This is a genomic window from Rossellomorea vietnamensis, from assembly GCF_008180415.1.
In the GTDB taxonomy this organism is placed as follows: domain Bacteria; phylum Bacillota; class Bacilli; order Bacillales; family Bacillaceae_B; genus Rossellomorea; species Rossellomorea vietnamensis_C.
On sequence record NZ_VTEI01000001.1, the window covers coordinates 304780 to 322195 of the forward strand.

The window sequence follows — 17416 nt, forward strand, 5'->3', positions numbered from 1 at the left end:
AGAATTTTTCTATTTCATTTAAGCAGCAAATGGCAGGAGAGGGCTAGTCCACACACATAGGTAAATAACCTTTCTCCTCCGGTCGAAAATAAATGTTTTTCTAAAAGATTATGATCATGAATATTATCCCGCTTGTACGTAGGGGATGTTGCAGCAGAGATTACTTTCTTATTCAATTCTAAAGGATTATTGTTTTTTAATAGTATTTCACCTGACGCTTCTTTACTCAAGAGGATTGGAGCGGAAGGTGCGCGACCTCCTGCGGGACTAGCGGGACAGGTGAGACCCCGCAGGCGAAGCCGAGGAGGCTCAACGCCCGCCCCGCGGAGTCGTGCGGCTGGAGCGGAAATCCATTACTTTTAAAACAGCCGCAATTTATAACGACAAAAAACCGCTATCTTTCCTTCATTCTATCATGTTCAGAATAGAAAGGAAAAATAACGGTATCGGCCGCTGCGGGCGCGGGCCTTCTAATAAAATTTCTTATTATTCGGTATAGCCGCTTAACAATTGTGTGTATGGAGAGTTAGATGGAAGTACTAGAACAGTTTCTCCATCCACTGTTTTTTTGTAAGATTCAAGAGTTCTAAATAACTGGTAAAATTCAGGGTCCTTAGAGAAAGAGCTGTTATAGATCTTAGCTGCCTCAGATTCTCCTTCTGCTCTGATGACATTGGCATCCGCCTTCGCAGTAGCAAGCAGTTCAGTGACTTCTCTGTCTGTATCTGCCATGATTCTCTGCTTCTCAGCATCACCCATGGACAGGTATTCCTGGGCTGTCTTTTCCCTCTCCGAAATCATTGCTGTGTATACAGCTTTTTCATTTGTTTCCGGCAAGTCGGTTCTCTTCATTCTTATATCCTTTACAGTGATGCCAAAGTTCCCATTAGCAAGAAGTTCATTCACTCTTTCTGTTATCTTGTCATTGAGGCTGCCTCGACTTGATTTTTCATCATTAATAATTTCGACATAGTTTAATTTCCCCAATTCAGCCCGGACAACAGAATAAATGAATTCCTCCATTCTGGCTTCAGCATTAATGACGTTTCTCGCATTGGAAATCATCTTTTTCGGATCTTCTATTTTCCAGACGGCATAGTTATCGATCATCATTCTTTTTTTGTCTTTCGTATTGATTTCTGCTTCTGAGACATCATAGGTCATTTGATATTTAGGAAGAGTAGAGACCGACTGGATGAACGGGATCTTATAACTAAGGCCAGGCTCTTCTTCAATCCTTACTACCTCACCAAATTGGCGTATCACCCGGTATTCTCCTTCTTTAACAATAAAAACATTGAGGATAATAAGAAGCAGGACTGCAATAGCCGCTATTAAAAAGATTCCCAGCTTCGTATACTTTCTCCATTGTATCTCAGGTTTTTTCGTATCATTCAAGTTGGTAATATTGGAATCACTCATTACTAGCATTCCCTTCTTGACCTTGAACAGGCTTTTCTTTTTCTAAAGGACGAATCGGAAAATACTTCATTGTGTTTCCATCATCGTTCATAATATAAACTTCGGCTTCCGGTAAAACTTGCTCAAGCGTTTCCAAGATGAGACGCTGCTCGGTAATTTCTGAATTTCCTTTGTACTCTGCATATAATTTATCAAAAACTGCTACATCTCCACGTGCCTGCTCAATTCTGGCAGCTTTATCACCTGTTGCACGTGATAGGATAGCATCCTTTTCACCTTGTGATTCATTCAGCCTCTGATTTTGATACTTTTCGGCTTCATGGATCTTGGTATTCATCATTTCCCTTGCATCCGTTACATCTGTAAAAGCTTTTCGGACATCCTCATTCGGCAGCTCGACATCCTGGAGCTTTACTCCAATGACAGATATGCCAATATCATATTTATCAATCAGTGTAACAAGCAAATCTCTGACCTCGGCTTCTATTTCTGCTTTCCCGGAAGTTAACGCCTCATCAATTTCCGTGCTTCCGATGATACTTCTTAATGAAGAGGAAGTCGCATCATATAAAATTTCCTTAGGATCTTCGGCATTGAATAAATATTTTTCAGGGTTCGTAATTTTCCACTGAACGACCATATCAGCCAGGACAATGTATTCATCTCCTGTGATCATCTTAGTTTCTTTAGGGAACTCAACAATCTCCCCATCTTTTTCTTCATAGCCGAACTGAAGGCTGAACGTTTCTTTTGATAATTTCTCCACAGTCTGAATCGGCCATGGCATTTTGAATTTAAGACCGGATTCTGTTATCGGCTCCCCGGCCTCTCCGAACGTCAGAACGATTGCCTGATCGGATTCATCCACTGTGTACCATGTTGTAAAAAGAACAACGATCAAAACGATGGCCCCCGCTATCATTCCGGCAACCTTATAAATTTGCTTCAGGCTCATTTCCATACCCCTCTCTATCTCGATACCTTTTATACGGTTAAATAACAAAAAAGTTTCAGGGGCATTACAAAAAATTATCCATATTAAGTGAAAAGAGAAGGAGTCTTCATAGGGAATTGTGGATAGTTGAGCCAATATAGAGGATACTCTGGAAAATGCACATAAAAAATAGAAAAGGTGAGAACGGGGTCAGTTCTCACCTTTTCAGGGCTCCTTGGATGAAGGGGTTTTCACTTAGTATACTAACAGCCTATTATTAAGCTGCGTTGAAAATAATGTAAAGACTGTGTAAAGTTAGTATTTTTTTAACTATTCCTTTTCAGAATCTTCCTGAAGGAATTTTTTAAATAGAGTCACTTTAAATGTTGTTCCTTCGTTCACTTTACTTTCAACCCCGATCTGCCCTCCATGAGCCTCTACCAAATGCTTTACAATGGCCAGCCCAAGCCCCGTTCCTCCTGAATCACGGCTCCTTGCCTTGTCAACACGGTAGAATCTTTCGAAAATGCGTGGAATCTCTTCTTCATCAATTCCTATTCCGCTGTCCTTAATCTCTATCACCACTGTGGACACTGTTTGACTTACCGAAACCGTAACCTTGCCTTCAGCGGGAGTGTAAGTGATGGCATTGCCAATCAAATTGATGAACACCTGCTTCATTCGCATTGAATCTACTTCTGCTACGGATGGTTCGTCTGCATGCAGAGTAAGCTGAATTTCTTTTTTCTCCGGCTTTTTCTCCAGAATCGCAACCACTTCCTGTAAAATCACACTGATATCAGCCTTATGTACATGCAGTTGGAAGCCTTGCTTTTCCATTTTGGATAAGTCCAGTAAGTCCGTGATCAAAGACTGCAGCCTGTCGCTCTCATTCAGTATAATGTTCAAAAATGCTTTGGTTGTCTCTTTATCATTCATTGCTCCATCCAGTAAAGTTTCACTAAAGCCTTTGATTGAAGTAATTGGCGTCCGAAGCTCATGCGAAACATTTGCAACAAAATCTTTCCGCATCTGTTCGAGCTTTTTCAATTCAGTGATATCATGGAATACCAGCACAATCCCCTTCCACTCTTCCTTTGTCCCGATTATGGGAGCGCCATATACCTCAAAATGTTTACGTTCGATCTGCAAAGGAAGGAGTAATTGCTTCCTCACCTTTTGCTCTGTCATGAAAATTTCTTCAACCAATTTATTGACTTCTGGAAACTTGATCACATCATAGTAACGCTCATTGACAAAACGTTCTGAAGTGATAGAGAAGAATTCCTTGAAAGCCCTGTTTGTCATAATTGCATATCCTCTATGGTCAATCAGCAGCAAACCGCTTCCCATATTCTCAATCAGGGTCGTCAATCGGTTCTGCTGGATTTCCTGGGCCGAGGTCATTTCCTGTAGATTCCGTGCAAGTATATTAATGGATCTACTTAACATACTGGTCTCATCCATCCTGTCCTCATAGGTCCTGGCACGGTAATTTCCTTTAGCCAATTCCATCGCTACCCCTGTAGCTGAATCAATCGGCTTAGTATATCGCGCCGTAATCCTCGATCCAAGCATGATGATGACGACCAGTGCCATACCAAGGGAGATGGACAAGACTGCCCATATCTGTTTATAACCCGCCACCAGAATATCAACACGGGAGCCCAAAATTAATAAAGAAGACTCCTCCCCATCCCCTATCGGCTGCCAATAGTTCACCACATCATTCCCATTTTTCAGCAATTCCGTCTGTTGAAGTCCGCTGTTCCACTCTTCCGTGATTTCATAAATGGCTTCATTTTGAACCTCTGGATCAATCTCCGCAAAAGGACCGCTGTCTTTCAGGATATTTCCATCGGGACCGGTAATCGTGACACGGATATCGAGCAGGTTGCTGATCTCCTCTATCTGTTCGTCCGCAATGGACTGCGGCTCTTGGGTGCCGATTACCTCATTAACAACCAGCTTGGCCTCTTTCTCAATTCTATGATTAAAAGATTGAAGATAATAGCTCTTGAAAATCTGGCCTAAAAGCAAGCCAAGCCCAATAAGTACCACAATGATCAACATGATCAAAGCAAATAGGAGGCGTGACCTGAACTTAATCATGAACCTTTCTGCTCTTCCAGCTTGTAGCCGAGGCCGCGGATGGTTTTGATATAAACCGGCTTCTTGGTATTCGTTTCAATCTTGTCTCTTAAATGGCTGATGTGTACATCGACAATTCTTGTATCTCCGGCAAAGTCATAATTCCACACGGCACTCAGCAGCTGATCGCGCGTCAAAACCCTTCCCTTGTTCTCTGTCAGATAAAGAAGAAGTTCAAATTCTTTGGGAGTCAGCTCCAGCAGAGTATTCCCGAAATAGGCTTCATATTGTTCTGGATACACCTTCAATTCCCCAACTTGCAGGTAATCCTTTTGTTCTGCACGCAAATGTTCTGCTGCATCTATGACAGCCTGGCTTCTTCGCAGGATGGCCTTCACCCTCGCCATCACTTCCCTCGGGCTGAATGGTTTGGTCATATAATCATCTGCTCCAAGCTCAAGACCCAGAACTTTATCAAATTCATCATCCTTAGCAGTCAGCATAAGAATGGGAATCATCACTTTCTGCTGTCTTATCTGCTTGCAGACTTCGATTCCGTCAATCTTTGGAAGCATCAAATCAAGGATCATTAAATCAGGAACCTGTTCTAATGCCAAATCTCTTCCTTCCTCTCCGTCATTCGCCGTGATGACGGTATATCCGGCCTGCTCCAAGTTGTACTTCAGCAGGGTGACAATCGATTGCTCATCGTCTACTACAAGAATCTTTTTGCTCATTAATGTGTTCCTCCGTATACCTGTATTAAAAACCCCATCATCCAAAAATTATTTAGTTATAACTTCATTATAATATAAAAACAAGGGAGATTCCCATGTCTATCGCAGATTTCCTATTGTCAAACTCTTTCCCATATAAAAAGATTGCGTGTATTAGTCATTATTTCGCTTTTTTATAGCTCTTTCTTCACTTGCCTGAATGATTGTTGACTTGTGGAGGTGGCGGGCTTGCGGGGCACATTCCATTAAGAATGGGGATTTTCCTGGTTTGATGTATCTCGCTCCGCCACCGAGGTACATCAAATGAGGATTTTCTTGGTTTGATGTATCCCGCTCCGCCTGCGAGGTACATCAGATGGGGATTTTCCTGATTTGATGTATCTCGCTCGACCTGCGAGGTACATCAAAAGGGGTTTTTTTTGTTTTAATGTATCTCGCTCTGCCACCGAGGTACATCAAATGGGGATTTTCTTGGTTTGATGTATCTCGCTCCGCCTTAGAGGTGCATCAAGCAGGGATTTTCTTGGTTTGATGTATCTTGCTCCCCCTGCGAGGTACATCAGATGGCGATTTTCTTGGTTTGATGTATCTCGCTCCGCCTGCGAGGTACATTAGATGGGGATTTTCTTGGTTTGATGTATCTCGCTCCACCACCGAGGTACATCAAATGAGAATTTTCTTGGTTTGATGTATCTCGCTCCGCCTGCGAGGTACATCAAAAGGGGATTTTTTTGTTTTAATGTATCTCGCTCTGCCACCGAGGTACATCAAAGGAGGATTTTCTTGGTTTGATGTATCTCGCTCTGCCACCGAGGTACATCAAAGGAGGATTTTCTTGGTTTGATGTATCTCGCTCGACCTGCGAGGTACATCAGTTGGGGATTTTCTTGGTTTGATGTATCTCGCTCCACCACCGAGGTACATCAAAGGAGGATTTTCTTGGTTTGATGTATCCCGCTCGGCTAATGGTGTTCGTCAACTATCAAGAAAATCCTCCATTGCTCTTACTCTCTAACATGCCTTCGAGTTGAAAACTCTTACGCCAACTTTAGTCTCACCATGGTAGCTTTTTCTCACACTGCAAATCAGCCGGCTGCTTTATCAATTCCATATAAGGAAGAACGTTATCTATACATCATTTTCCCTTTGCTAAATTCCATGCTCCTTAAACGCTTTTTATACAGCATTATCACTAACAAATAATGAAGGGCAACTTATATACCACCGTATAAGTTCTATGGCCATCCCCCGGCATAGCCAGGGTTTTCAAGACCATCAAAAAAAGACTGCCCGGCTTCATAAACCGGGGCAGTCTCCTCATAATTCTTTAAAAATTTTCTAGTGCATGGCCATTCATTTTCTCTAATTTATGCGGGGGACAAACATCCACTGATCCCTTGATGACTGTCTCTTCCTGCTCATTTGTGGCAATCACATCAATTTTGACCAAGTGGCTGCTGCTGTCTATATTCTTCACTTCAAAAAGGAATTGGATCGTCTCATAATGGTATACAGGTTTCGGAAACTCTAGTTCCTGTTTCATGATATGTGAGCCTGGGCCCGGCAAATACTTTGATACTGCTGAGTTAATAATTCCTGTCAGCATGATAGCAGGTACCAGGGGCTTCTTGAATGGAGTCTGTGAAGCATAGTCATGCTGGATGTATAAAGGATTTGCATCATTCGTCAAACCTAAGTACAGAAGGAGATCTTTATCCTCAATCTTCTCTGTGAGTGTCAGCTTCTCTCCTACTGAAATATCATCAATTTTTCTACCCGGCTTACGTTTTTTACCTAATAACATAGCTGGCGCACCTCCGTTGTAACCGTTTACAATTAAGAATAAAAGAAATACTCTTTATTGTCTGTCTATTTATATTTTACCACTATTAGTATAACCTTACAAAGGAGATTTTTTCACCAAACTTAAATTATTGTTATTCTGACGTTATTGACAAGCAAAAAAACCGAATCCAGCAGCCTGGATCCGGTTTTTTTGTATAATTATTTTAATACATCCATAATATTGCGTACAGAATCCGCAGACTTTGAAAGTGCTGCTTTTTCGTCTTCTTCCAATTCCAGTTCGATGATCTGCTCCAAGCCATTTCCACCTAGAATGGTCGGTACACCAAGGTAGATTCCATCGAATCCATACTCGCCTTCAAGATAGGCTATGGCTGGAATGACTCTTCGCTGGTCCTTAAGAATGGCTTCTGTCATTTGAACTAGAGAGGCAGCAGGAGCGTAATAGGCACTTCCGTTACCCAATAGGCCAACGATTTCTCCGCCGCCTTTTCGTGTCCGTTCCACTATGGCATCCAAACGGTCCTTAGATATCAATTTCTCAAGAGGAATTCCGCCGGCGTAGGAATAACGCACAAGGGGAACCATGTCATCTCCATGGCCGCCCAATACAAATCCAGTTATATCTTTCACAGACAAGTTCAATTCTTGAGCAACAAAAGTACGGAAGCGGGCTGTATCAAGCACGCCGGATTGACCGATGACACGATTTTTAGGGAATCCGGACTCTTTGAATACAGTATAAGTCATGGCATCAACTGGATTCGTCAGCACGATGATGATGCTCTCAGGAGAATACTTAACGATTTCCTGCGTTACGGATTTCATGATCTTTTGGTTCGTCTGCACAAGATCATCCCGGCTCATTCCGGGTTTCCGGGCAATCCCGGCAGTGATTACTACGATATCAGATTCCTTGGTATCTTCGTAATTCGATGTACCGGTGATTTTGGCATCGAACCCTTGGACTGGACTTGCTTCTTCTATGTCCAAAGCTTTTCCTTTAGTCGGATCTTCCATTTGAGGAATATCTACGAGTACTACATCTCCGAGTTCTTTTTGTGCAAGCATCAAAGCTGTTGTTGCCCCGGTGAATCCGCCGCCGATCACTGAAATTTTCTTGCGTCTGATTGCCATAAGAATCTCCTCCAATTTCAAGATATAAGTACAAAAGCGCTAGCTCCTTGTGCAGCCTTTACAGACAAATGTTCCGAATAGATAACGTGGGTGATTTGAGCCTGAATGGCTGAGCACTCGAGCTGAACGTGAATAGTATAGTCAAAGGTGATCTGCAAAGGTGGCTTAAATCATTCAAAAATAATGATAGAGTTGGCTTGCATTAAACAAGCCAACTCTGTTTTCATCAAATGAATTAAATATGAAATTACATGTTTTCGATTAAAGCAGTACCGAACTCAGAACATTTAACTTCTGTAGCGCCGTCCATCAGGCGGGCAAAGTCGTAAGTAACAACTTTAGAAGCAATTGTTTTTTCCATTGATTTTGTAATCATTGTTGCAGCCTCAGTCCAGCCAAGGTGTTCAAGCATCAACACGCCGGAAAGGATCACTGAAGATGGGTTAACTTTATCCTGACCTGCATATTTAGGTGCTGTACCATGAGTTGCTTCAAAGATCGCATGTCCTGTATCGTAGTTGATGTTCGCTCCAGGAGCGATTCCGATTCCGCCTACTTGTGCAGCAAGAGCATCAGAGATATAGTCACCGTTAAGGTTCATAGTAGCTACTACATCGAACTCAGCCGGACGAGTAAGGATTTGCTGCAAGAAGATATCAGCAATTGCATCTTTAACAATGATTTTGCCAGCAGCTTCTGCATCAGATTGAGCTTGGTTCGCTGCATCCAGGCCTTTATCTTCTTTGATACGGTCATATTCAGCCCAAGTAAATACTTTCTCGCCGAATTCTTTTTCAGCAAGCTCGTAACCCCAGTTTTTGAAGGCACCTTCAGTGAACTTCATGATGTTGCCTTTATGTACAAGGGTAACCGACTTGCGGCCTTCTGTGATAGCATAGTTGATCGCCGCGCGCACAAGGCGTTGTGTACCTTCTTCAGATACAGGCTTGATTCCAAGACCGGAAGTTTCAGGGAAACGGATTTTGTTTACGCCCATTTCATCTTGAAGGAAAGAGATCAACTTTTTCACTTCATCTGAACCTTTAGCATATTCAATGCCTGCATAAATGTCTTCAGTGTTTTCACGGAAGATGACCATGTCTGTATCTTCAGGACGTTTAACAGGAGAAGGAACACCTTCAAAGTAACGTACCGGACGAAGACAAGTGAACAGATCAAGTTCCTGGCGAAGTGCTACGTTCAATGAACGGATACCGCCGCCGATTGGTGTTGTAAGAGGTCCTTTGATTGCGATGAAGTATTCACGGACTGCATCAAGAGTTTCACTTGGAAGCCACTCGCCGGTTTGGTTATAAGCTTTTTCCCCAGCTAAAACTTCTTTCCATACAAGCTTCCGCTCGCCGTTATATGCTTTTTCAACAGCCGCATCCAGGACGCGGGAAGCAGACGCCCAGATATCAGGACCTGTTCCGTCACCTTCAATAAAAGGAACGATTGGGTTATTTGGTACATTCAAGCTACCATTTTCAACAGTGATTTTTTGACCTTCAGACATACTATTACCTCCATCTTCATATTAAAGGGACTGATGCAAGGCTTGAACACCTTGGAACCAGACCCGCTTTATTGTTGACGGAAAAGGCTGCAGCATTGAAGCCTTTTCCATTGTCATTACACCAGATATTAAGCTTTTTGTAAAATATTAACCGCGCTGCTCAACCGGAACATATTCCTGTTTGCCAGGACCAGTATAATCTGCACGTGGACGGATCAGGCGGTTATTGGAATACTGCTCAAGGATGTGAGCCAGCCAGCCTGAAACCCTGCTGACAGCGAAGATCGGTGTAAACAGATCATGATCAATGCCAAGGCTGTGGTAAACAGATGCAGAATAGAAGTCTACATTCGGCGGCAATCCTTTTTCGGATGTCACGATGTCTTCGATCTTCGTGGACATTTCATAATATTTGCTTTCGCCTCTCAGCTCAGTCAGCTTTTTGGACATTTCTTTCAAGTGTTTCGCTCTTGGATCTCCCTGCTGATAAACACGGTGGCCGAAGCCCATAATTTTTTCTTTGTTATTCAGCTTTTCACGGATGACTGATTCAACATTATCCACCGAATCAATTTCTGTCAGCATTTTCATTACCTGTTCATTGGCACCGCCGTGAAGCGGGCCTTTCAAAGCACCAATTGCCGCAGTGACACCAGAATAAACATCTGATAGAGTCGCTACGCAGACACGCGCTGTGAACGTAGAGGCATTCAATTCGTGGTCGGCATGAAGAACAAGAGCTTTATTGAACGCTTCTACTTCAATATCTTCAGGGTCATTACCCGTCAGCATATATAAGAAGTTTGCAGCAAATCCAAGATCAGTTCTTGGTGCGATTGGTTCTTTTCCGCTTCTGATTCGAGCAAATGAAGTAACAATGGTTGGGATTTTAGCTTGCAGGCGGACAGCCTTGCGGAAGTTAGCTTCCTCTTCCATCACATCCGATTCCTCATCATATAATCCAAGAAGTGAAACAGCTGATCTTAAGGCAGCCATCGGATGGACATCCTTGATTGGATACATCTTGAAATGCTCTAGTACTTCCTTAGGAAGAGCTGCGTTCTCAGCCAGATCTTTTTTCAACTGATCAAGCTCTGAAGCTGTAGGCAATTTAAGATTCCATAATAGATAGATTATCTCTTCGAAGCTGGCATTGTTTGTTAAATCATCGATGTTATATCCAACGTATGTAAGAGTATCATCAATGATTGAACTGATTGAAGACGTAGTTGCTACAACACCTTCTAATCCACGGGTTGCTGTCATAAAAAACCTCTCCTTTATCTGAATAATTGCCTGTCGCCCATTGGTGAAATGGACAATATTTTTAAGAGTGATATAGTCTCTTAAAATGGCTTGTTTCAAAAGGTAAATATAATTGTTTAAGACTTACGCTATCGAGCGCTCGCTCAACACAGTACCACACCATCACCATGTCAAAAAAATCAGTTTCCTGCATGGGATGCGCTTTCATTTTCTATTATAAACAATTATCTGACTTTTGTGAATGAAAACGGATTAATTTCTGCAAGAATTATTTTAGTAGAAAAACATATTGCCTCTTTTCTATCTATATCCTAACATAATATTCCGCTTTACCCTAATCTATCTATAATCCCTGCATTTCTATTAACTATAAGAGTAAAACCAAGAGTTGGGCTGTCTTCTTTTAAATTGCAGACAAAATATATTTTCATTAATAGCCGAATTTTAAAATTTTGATAGTATATGAAAAAACTTTTTTACTGTCGTATTCCAAGAGATTTTCCTAGTGAAGGTTCATCCGGCATTCTGAATAGAATATCTTTCTTTCAGAAAATCTACCATTCTCTTAAGAAGTTCAACTTTCTTTCATTTTCTTCCTGGGCTAAAATATACATATACTATTAAACAGAATTTTTTGACAGGGGGTCTGTAAATGAATTGGGAATTTCTTTACCGCTGCTTGCGCTTTCTATTCGTTGTGGCAGTAGTCGTTCTGACAGGAATAGCAATTTACTATATTTCAAAGGTAACCTATCCTTTCATCATTGCTTTGGTTATCGCCCTTTTAATCAACCCGGTGGTAAATCTCCTGGAAAAAAAGGCTAAAATGCCGCGCGGGCTCGCCGTCGCTTTGGCTCTATTCTTGATCATCGCCCTCTTCATAGGATTGATTACATTGCTGATAACAGAGATTGTTTCAGGTGCAAACTATCTGGCTGATGTTGTTCCTCAGCATGTGACCACTCTCGTGGAGTACTTTGAAAATTTCATTGCAGGCCAGGTTATTCCTTTTTACCATCAGATCAGCGGATTGTTTAAAAATTTGGAGGCCGGGCAGCAAGGAGCCATCCTTGAAAATATTCAGGCTGCCGGAGAAAGAATCGCCTCATCCGCTGGTGAGTTCATCCAGAACTTCTTTCAAAAGCTGCCAAATATCGTATCCTGGATCCCTAATGCGGCAACCGTATTGATCTTCTCTGCGCTGGCAACATTCTTCATCAGCAAAGACTGGTACCATCTTTCAGACAGACTCTCCAAGTATGTTCCCGTTAAAGCTGCGGCAAGCGGGAGAAGGGTTTTCGTGGATTTGAAGAAAGCTTTGCTCGGTTTTGTCCGGGCACAATTCACTTTAATATCCATTACAGCTGTAATCGTACTTATCGGCCTGTTGATTCTCCGGGTCGATTATGCCATAACCATTGCCCTGGTAATCGGGCTTGTGGACATCCTTCCTTATCTGGGAACAGGAGCAGTATTTGTTCCGTGGATCATTTATGAACTGATTACGGGGAATATTGGATTAGGGCTTGGCCTTGGAGTCCTTTATCTCGTGGTCGTCGTCCAAAGGCAGATTATGGAGCCAAAGATATTATCCTCGAGTATCGGACTTGATCCTCTGGCAACACTTATCGCCCTGTTTGTCGGCTTCAAGCTGGTTGGATTTCTCGGCCTTATCCTTGGTCCCGTGACTCTGGTGATTTTATCCACCCTGAGAAATGCCGGAGTCTTCCAGGATCTCTGGGATTTCATTACTGGCAAACCGGAGATAAGGGAATAAAAAGAACAAAAGCAGAAGCGCCTGTTGGAGCTGACCATGGTGCATCCGTTTTATGAACGAGGTGGCCTGGCCGCCACCCCCCGGAGCCGTGCGGCTGGAGCGGAAAGCAATTACCCTTTTCAACAGCCGTGATCGCTGTAATTTATAATAAAAAGATCCGTTCTCAGCGAACGGATCTTTTTTGTTACCGGTATATTATAACGTTTCCATTATTAATCCATCTTCTGAACAATCTTAAAAGAAACGGCTTGATCATTTTTCTGGTTTGCGGAAATAACAGCAGGAATCCTATGGCATCTGTTATGAATCCAGGAGTTAGAAGAACCACTCCTCCTACCAGGACACAAAGGCCGTCTACTATCGCATCGCCGGGAACCTGCCCGAACTTGATTTGTTCCTGTACATTCCTTATTGCCTGGAGACCCTGTTTCTTTGCCAGATAAGCGCCCAGGACACCTGTAGCAATAATCATCAGAATTGTCGCGGGTACTCCGAATGTCTGACCTGAAAGAATTAACAAACCTATCTCAAGTGCAGGCACTACTATTAAAAATAACATCATATATCTCATTATCTTCATTCCCCCATTTTTTTTGGACAACCTGGTTCTATTATAACATATTCATAGACAATAGACTGATGACCGCTAACGACAACTTTTCAACAGTTTTGTTATAAAGCGGAAGCGCCCCGTTAAGCCCCGACAGGCAAATGTTCTCCGGAGAAAAAAAGGCGCTCTTCCCTTTTATTCTCCGGGGGTTATTTGACCCCGAGGGGCTGGGCGCTGGAGCTGGATTGTTATAAAGCGGAAGCGCCCCGTTAAGCCCCGACAGGCAAATGTCCTCCGGAAAAGAAAAGGCGGTCTTCCCTTTTATTCTCCGGGGGTTATTTGACCCCGAGGGGCTGGGCGCTGCAGCTGGATTGATATAAAGCGGAAGCGCCCCGTTAAGCCCCGACAGGCAAATGTCCTCCGGAGAAGAAAAGGCGGTCTTCCCTTTTATTCTCCGGGGGTTATTTGACCCCGAGGGGCTGGGCGCTGGATTGATAAAAAAGCGGAAAGGTCCCTCTCAGCAGCATACAGATTGTAGGGCTCTCGTATGAGATAAAGGAATCACAATGAAAAAAGTGAGTTGATGATGACTTATTGCAAGGAGAGAGAACGAAATCTGCTAGCCGCTCTGGCCTTGATTAATAAAACTCTAGAATGCGTTTTCACCTTCCCCCCTTTACACAGGAGGATTGTAGCGGAAGGCGTACGATCTCCTGCGGGACTAGCGGGAAAGGTGAGACCCCGCAGGCGCAGCCGAGGAGGCTCACCGCCCGCCCCGCGGAGTCGTACGCCTGGAGCGGAAATCCATTACTTTATAACAGCCAAAATCTTTGCTAAAAGAACACACTAAAAAAGTGGTGCCTCCCAAAGGAGACACCACTTTTATAAAAATCATTTATAGTACACTTGCATGTCCGTCGTAGATGACACCTCTTGAAGAATCAACGGTGATTTCCTGTCCATCTTGAAGGAGGGACATAGCATTGTCCACACCTACGATGACTGGGATGCCGATATTTATGCCAACAACAGCCGCATGGCTTGTCAGGCCGCCCTCTTCTGTAATCAAAGCTGCACACTTCTCAAGTGCAGGGACCATATCTTTATCACTGCCCACCGTGACAAGGATGGAACCAGGCTGAACCTTTTCATTTGCTTCTGCTGCATTTTTAGCCAAAACAGCTTTTCCGAATGCCGTCTTGCGCCCGATACCTTGTCCTTTTGCAAGAATATCGCCAACCACATGGATTTTCATCAGATTGGTAGTGCCGGATTCTCCGATTGGCACACCAGCTGTAATGATGATGCGGTCTCCATGAGTAATCAATCCGGAATTCACGCTTTCTTCCACAGCCATTTCGAGCATTTCGTCTGTAGTAGAAACTTTTCTGCCCATTTGAGGGTATACTCCCCAAGCCAATGCCAGCTTGCGGGAAACAGAATCGTTAGCTGTTACCGCAATGATTGGTGCTTTTGGACGGTATTTTGAAATCATCTTCGCTGTATGTCCGCTTTCTGTCGGAGCAACAATGGCGTTGACAGAAAGATTGATGGCAGTATGCGCAACAGACTGTCCAATAGCATCTGTCATATTATGTCCGCTGTCCTTGCTGCGGATGGATAGGATATCTTTAAAATCAAGTGCTGTTTCTGCGCGAGAAGCAATGTTATGCATTGTCTGCACAGATTCAACAGGATAAGCCCCTGCTGCCGTTTCCCCTGAAAGCATGATCGCATCGGTCCCGTCAAAGATGGCATTTGCCACGTCACTTGCTTCTGCCCTTGTCGGACGAGGATTGCGCTGCATGGAATCCAGCATTTGCGTTGCAGTAATAACCGGTTTCCCCAGAACATTACATTTCTTGATCAAGGCTTTTTGTACAAGCGGAACCTCTTCTGCAGGAATCTCTACGCCAAGGTCCCCTCGTGCTACCATCAAGCCGTCGGAAACTTCCAGTATTTCATCAATGTTGTCGACACCTTCCTGGTTCTCGATCTTCGGAATGATTTGGATGTTTCCTGCATTATGATCTTCAAGCAATTGGTGGATTTCCAGGACATCAGAAGCTCGGCGGACGAATGATGCTGCGATGAAGTCCACGCCCTGTTCGATACCAAATTTAATGTCATTGGCATCCTTCTCGGTGATGCCGGGCAGGTTTACGGAAACGCCTGGAACATTGACACCTTTTTTGTTCTTCAGAGTTCCAGAGTTTAGGACCTTAGTCTTAATCTCGCCTGCAGCTTTATCAAGAGAAATGACTTCAAGGCCAATCAGTCCGTCATCTAATAGGATTTTGGAGCCCTCATGTACATCGTCTATCAAGCTTTCATATGTCACTGAGAATTTTTCTGTAGTCCCAAGCACTTCAGTCATGGAAACAATCACTTCAGATCCTTTTTCAAGTTCGATTGAGCCATCTTCCATATTATTAGTGCGGATTTCCGGACCTTTTGTATCCAAAAGAATTCCCACTGTTTTACCTGTTTTTTCAGCAGCGGTTCTAATATTCTGGATCCTGGCACCATGTTCTTCATGGTCTCCATGCGAGAAGTTTAAACGGGCTACATTCATTCCTGCTTCGATTAACTGTGTTAATTGTTCAACTGATTCACTTGCCGGTCCTATCGTACATACTATTTTGGTTTTTCTCATTACGTAACGCCCTCCTGGATATTCCCTGTCATTTTAAATCCAAATGCGATGTTAATTAGATGGACAACTCTTTTGAGAGTTTGTACATATTTAAATCTAAGACATGCTCTTTAGCCAATGCTTCAATGATATCATAATCAACCAGCTGGTTTTTCTCGATTCCGACTGCTCTTCCTCCCTTGCCCTCTGCAAGAAGGTCTACCGCACGTGATCCCAGGCGGCTTGCCAGTACACGGTCCGAGGCAGTAGGCGAGCCTCCGCGCTGCATGTGCCCAAGAACAGATACTCGAGTTTCAAGATTTGTTGCTTCCTGGAGTTTAGCAGCAAATTCCTCACCGCCCATTACACCTTCGGCAACAATGATGATACTGTGTTTCTTACCGCGCTCCTGCCCTTTTTTCAGGCGGCGGGCCACATCATCCATATCATGTTTATCTTCCGGGATCAGGATTGTCTCCGCTCCGCCTGCAAGTCCTGACCAAAGAGCCAGATCTCCTGCATTTCGGCCCATTACCTCAATGATGAATGTTCTTTCATGGGATGTAGCTGTGTCACGGATTTTATCAATTGCATCGATTACCGTATTCAAAGCTGTATCAAAGCCGATCGTGTATTCTGTTCCAGGGATATCATTATCGATTGTTCCCGGCACACCCACACAAGGGTATCCAAGCTCAGTCAGCGCTTTCGCACCGCGGTAGGAGCCGTCTCCGCCTATTACCACAAGCCCTTCAATTCCATGCTTCTTAAGCTGTTCAATTCCCTTTTGCTGGCCTTCTTTGGTCTTGAACTCTTCACAACGCGCCGTATATAACATTGTTCCTCCGCGATGGATGATGTCCCCTACAGAACCCAGTTCAAGTTTTTTGATGTTTCCATTGATCAATCCATTATACCCTTGATAGACCCCATATACTTCCATGTTTTGATAGATGGCCTGCCTGACGACCGCTCTCACGGCTGCATTCATACCAGGAGAATCTCCTCCGCTTGTCAATACACCTATTCTTTTCATTCACAATCACCTCTTATTAAGTCTTTATGTATAGTTAATTTTGTTATTGTTCTTTTGGGGGACAAAAAGAAGATAGTCGGGGATGCAATTTTATCACTTACTAGTATAGGCAAAAAGCCCAGGGATTATTTATAAAATAACATGAAGAATGCCAGCCCACAACGAATATAGAGCCGAATCCCCTAAAGACGAAATTATCAAAATACTGAAAGCGTTTCACTGTAAAAATTTGTGTTTTCGTTCTTTTTCCCAGCTTTAAATCACATTTTCCGATTAACACTTTAACTTTGCTGCTATTTTATAAAGATACCAAAAATCATCATGATTATTCACCTAAAAAACTGTTAAACAAGAATGAAAAAAGCTGCTCTCTCCGTTTAGAGGCTGTTTACGCATATATGGTTGCTTTCGGATATATGGTTGCTTTCGGATATCCCCGGATACTAAGAGTTTTATCTCTTATCGAATCGAGAGAGATCAGCTCTTTTCTTTTCGGTGTTACCAGTTTT

At 43.2% G+C, this 17416-nt stretch carries 12 protein-coding genes; 1 reads left to right on the forward strand and 11 read right to left on the reverse strand.

What is annotated here, in order from left to right:
• Positions 1 to 486: 486 nt before the first annotated feature.
• From hflC to citZ, 8 genes are all read right to left on the reverse strand, one after another.
• Positions 487 to 1422, reverse strand: coding sequence for a protease modulator HflC (hflC, locus tag FZC78_RS01430; protein WP_148937909.1), 936 nt, complete (start codon positions 1420 to 1422; stop codon positions 487 to 489).
• Complete coding sequence (gene hflK / locus FZC78_RS01435) at positions 1415 to 2377, reverse strand: FtsH protease activity modulator HflK (protein WP_252183462.1); 963 nt, start codon at positions 2375 to 2377, stop codon at positions 1415 to 1417. Before hflK ends, hflC begins: the two co-directional genes overlap by 8 nt.
• 309 nt (positions 2378 to 2686) lie before the next feature.
• The gene (gene pnpS, locus FZC78_RS01440; protein ID WP_148937911.1) at positions 2687 to 4468 is read right to left on the reverse strand and encodes a two-component system histidine kinase PnpS; all 1782 of its coding nucleotides are present in this window, start codon (positions 4466 to 4468) and stop codon (positions 2687 to 2689) included.
• Positions 4465 to 5184 (reverse strand): response regulator transcription factor, encoded by a 720-nt coding sequence (locus FZC78_RS01445; protein WP_148937912.1) that lies wholly within the window; start codon positions 5182 to 5184, stop codon positions 4465 to 4467. The genes pnpS and FZC78_RS01445 overlap by 4 nt, the downstream gene beginning before the upstream one ends.
• Positions 5185 to 6511: 1327 nt before the next feature.
• A complete protein-coding gene (locus FZC78_RS01450; RefSeq protein ID WP_148937913.1) occupies positions 6512 to 6988 on the reverse strand; it encodes a MaoC/PaaZ C-terminal domain-containing protein in 477 nt (158 codons plus the stop codon).
• A 200-nt stretch (positions 6989 to 7188) separates the two neighbouring features.
• Positions 7189 to 8127, reverse strand: a complete 939-nt coding sequence (mdh, locus tag FZC78_RS01455) for a malate dehydrogenase (RefSeq protein WP_148937914.1) — start codon at positions 8125 to 8127, stop codon at positions 7189 to 7191.
• A gap of 247 nt (positions 8128 to 8374) precedes the next feature.
• Positions 8375 to 9643, reverse strand: a complete 1269-nt coding sequence (gene icd, locus FZC78_RS01460) for an NADP-dependent isocitrate dehydrogenase (protein WP_148937915.1) — start codon at positions 9641 to 9643, stop codon at positions 8375 to 8377.
• Between the two features lie 147 nt (positions 9644 to 9790).
• On the reverse strand, positions 9791 to 10909 hold the full coding sequence (gene citZ / locus FZC78_RS01465; protein WP_148937916.1) for a citrate synthase: 1119 nt from the start codon (positions 10907 to 10909) through the stop codon (positions 9791 to 9793).
• A 652-nt stretch (positions 10910 to 11561) separates the two neighbouring features.
• On the opposite strand from citZ, the gene ytvI reads away from it, so the two are divergent.
• The gene (ytvI, locus tag FZC78_RS01470) at positions 11562 to 12686 is read left to right on the forward strand and encodes a sporulation integral membrane protein YtvI (RefSeq protein ID WP_148937917.1); all 1125 of its coding nucleotides are present in this window, start codon (positions 11562 to 11564) and stop codon (positions 12684 to 12686) included.
• Between the two features lie 184 nt (positions 12687 to 12870).
• Here ytvI and FZC78_RS01475 read toward each other — a convergent pair whose 3' ends face one another.
• The 3 genes from FZC78_RS01475 to pfkA form a co-directional block, all read right to left on the reverse strand.
• The gene (locus FZC78_RS01475; RefSeq protein WP_148937918.1) at positions 12871 to 13257 is read right to left on the reverse strand and encodes an FxsA family protein; all 387 of its coding nucleotides are present in this window, start codon (positions 13255 to 13257) and stop codon (positions 12871 to 12873) included.
• Positions 13258 to 14131: 874 nt separating this feature from the next.
• On the reverse strand, positions 14132 to 15892 hold the full coding sequence (gene pyk / locus FZC78_RS01485; protein WP_148937920.1) for a pyruvate kinase: 1761 nt from the start codon (positions 15890 to 15892) through the stop codon (positions 14132 to 14134).
• 55 nt (positions 15893 to 15947) lie between these two features.
• Complete coding sequence (gene pfkA, locus FZC78_RS01490) at positions 15948 to 16907, reverse strand: 6-phosphofructokinase (RefSeq protein WP_148937921.1); 960 nt, start codon at positions 16905 to 16907, stop codon at positions 15948 to 15950.
• Between the last annotated feature and the right edge of the window lie 509 nt (positions 16908 to 17416).

Coding starts and splice junctions, on each gene's coding strand:
- pfkA (WP_148937921.1), bottom strand. CDS start 16,907: ATGAAAAGAATAGGTGTATTGACAAGCGGAGGAGATTCTCCTGGTATG.
- icd (WP_148937915.1), bottom strand. CDS start 9,643: ATGTCTGAAGGTCAAAAAATCACTGTTGAAAATGGTAGCTTGAATGTA.
- hflC (WP_148937909.1), bottom strand. CDS start 1,422: ATGAGTGATTCCAATATTACCAACTTGAATGATACGAAAAAACCTGAG.
- ytvI (WP_148937917.1), top strand. CDS start 11,562: ATGAATTGGGAATTTCTTTACCGCTGCTTGCGCTTTCTATTCGTTGTG.
- FZC78_RS01445 (WP_148937912.1), bottom strand. CDS start 5,184: ATGAGCAAAAAGATTCTTGTAGTAGACGATGAGCAATCGATTGTCACC.
- FZC78_RS01475 (WP_148937918.1), bottom strand. CDS start 13,257: ATGAGATATATGATGTTATTTTTAATAGTAGTGCCTGCACTTGAGATA.
- citZ (WP_148937916.1), bottom strand. CDS start 10,909: ATGACAGCAACCCGTGGATTAGAAGGTGTTGTAGCAACTACGTCTTCA.
- hflK (WP_252183462.1), bottom strand. CDS start 2,377: ATGAGCCTGAAGCAAATTTATAAGGTTGCCGGAATGATAGCGGGGGCC.
- pnpS (WP_148937911.1), bottom strand. CDS start 4,468: ATGATTAAGTTCAGGTCACGCCTCCTATTTGCTTTGATCATGTTGATC.
- pyk (WP_148937920.1), bottom strand. CDS start 15,892: ATGAGAAAAACCAAAATAGTATGTACGATAGGACCGGCAAGTGAATCA.
- FZC78_RS01450 (WP_148937913.1), bottom strand. CDS start 6,988: ATGTTATTAGGTAAAAAACGTAAGCCGGGTAGAAAAATTGATGATATT.
- mdh (WP_148937914.1), bottom strand. CDS start 8,127: ATGGCAATCAGACGCAAGAAAATTTCAGTGATCGGCGGCGGATTCACC.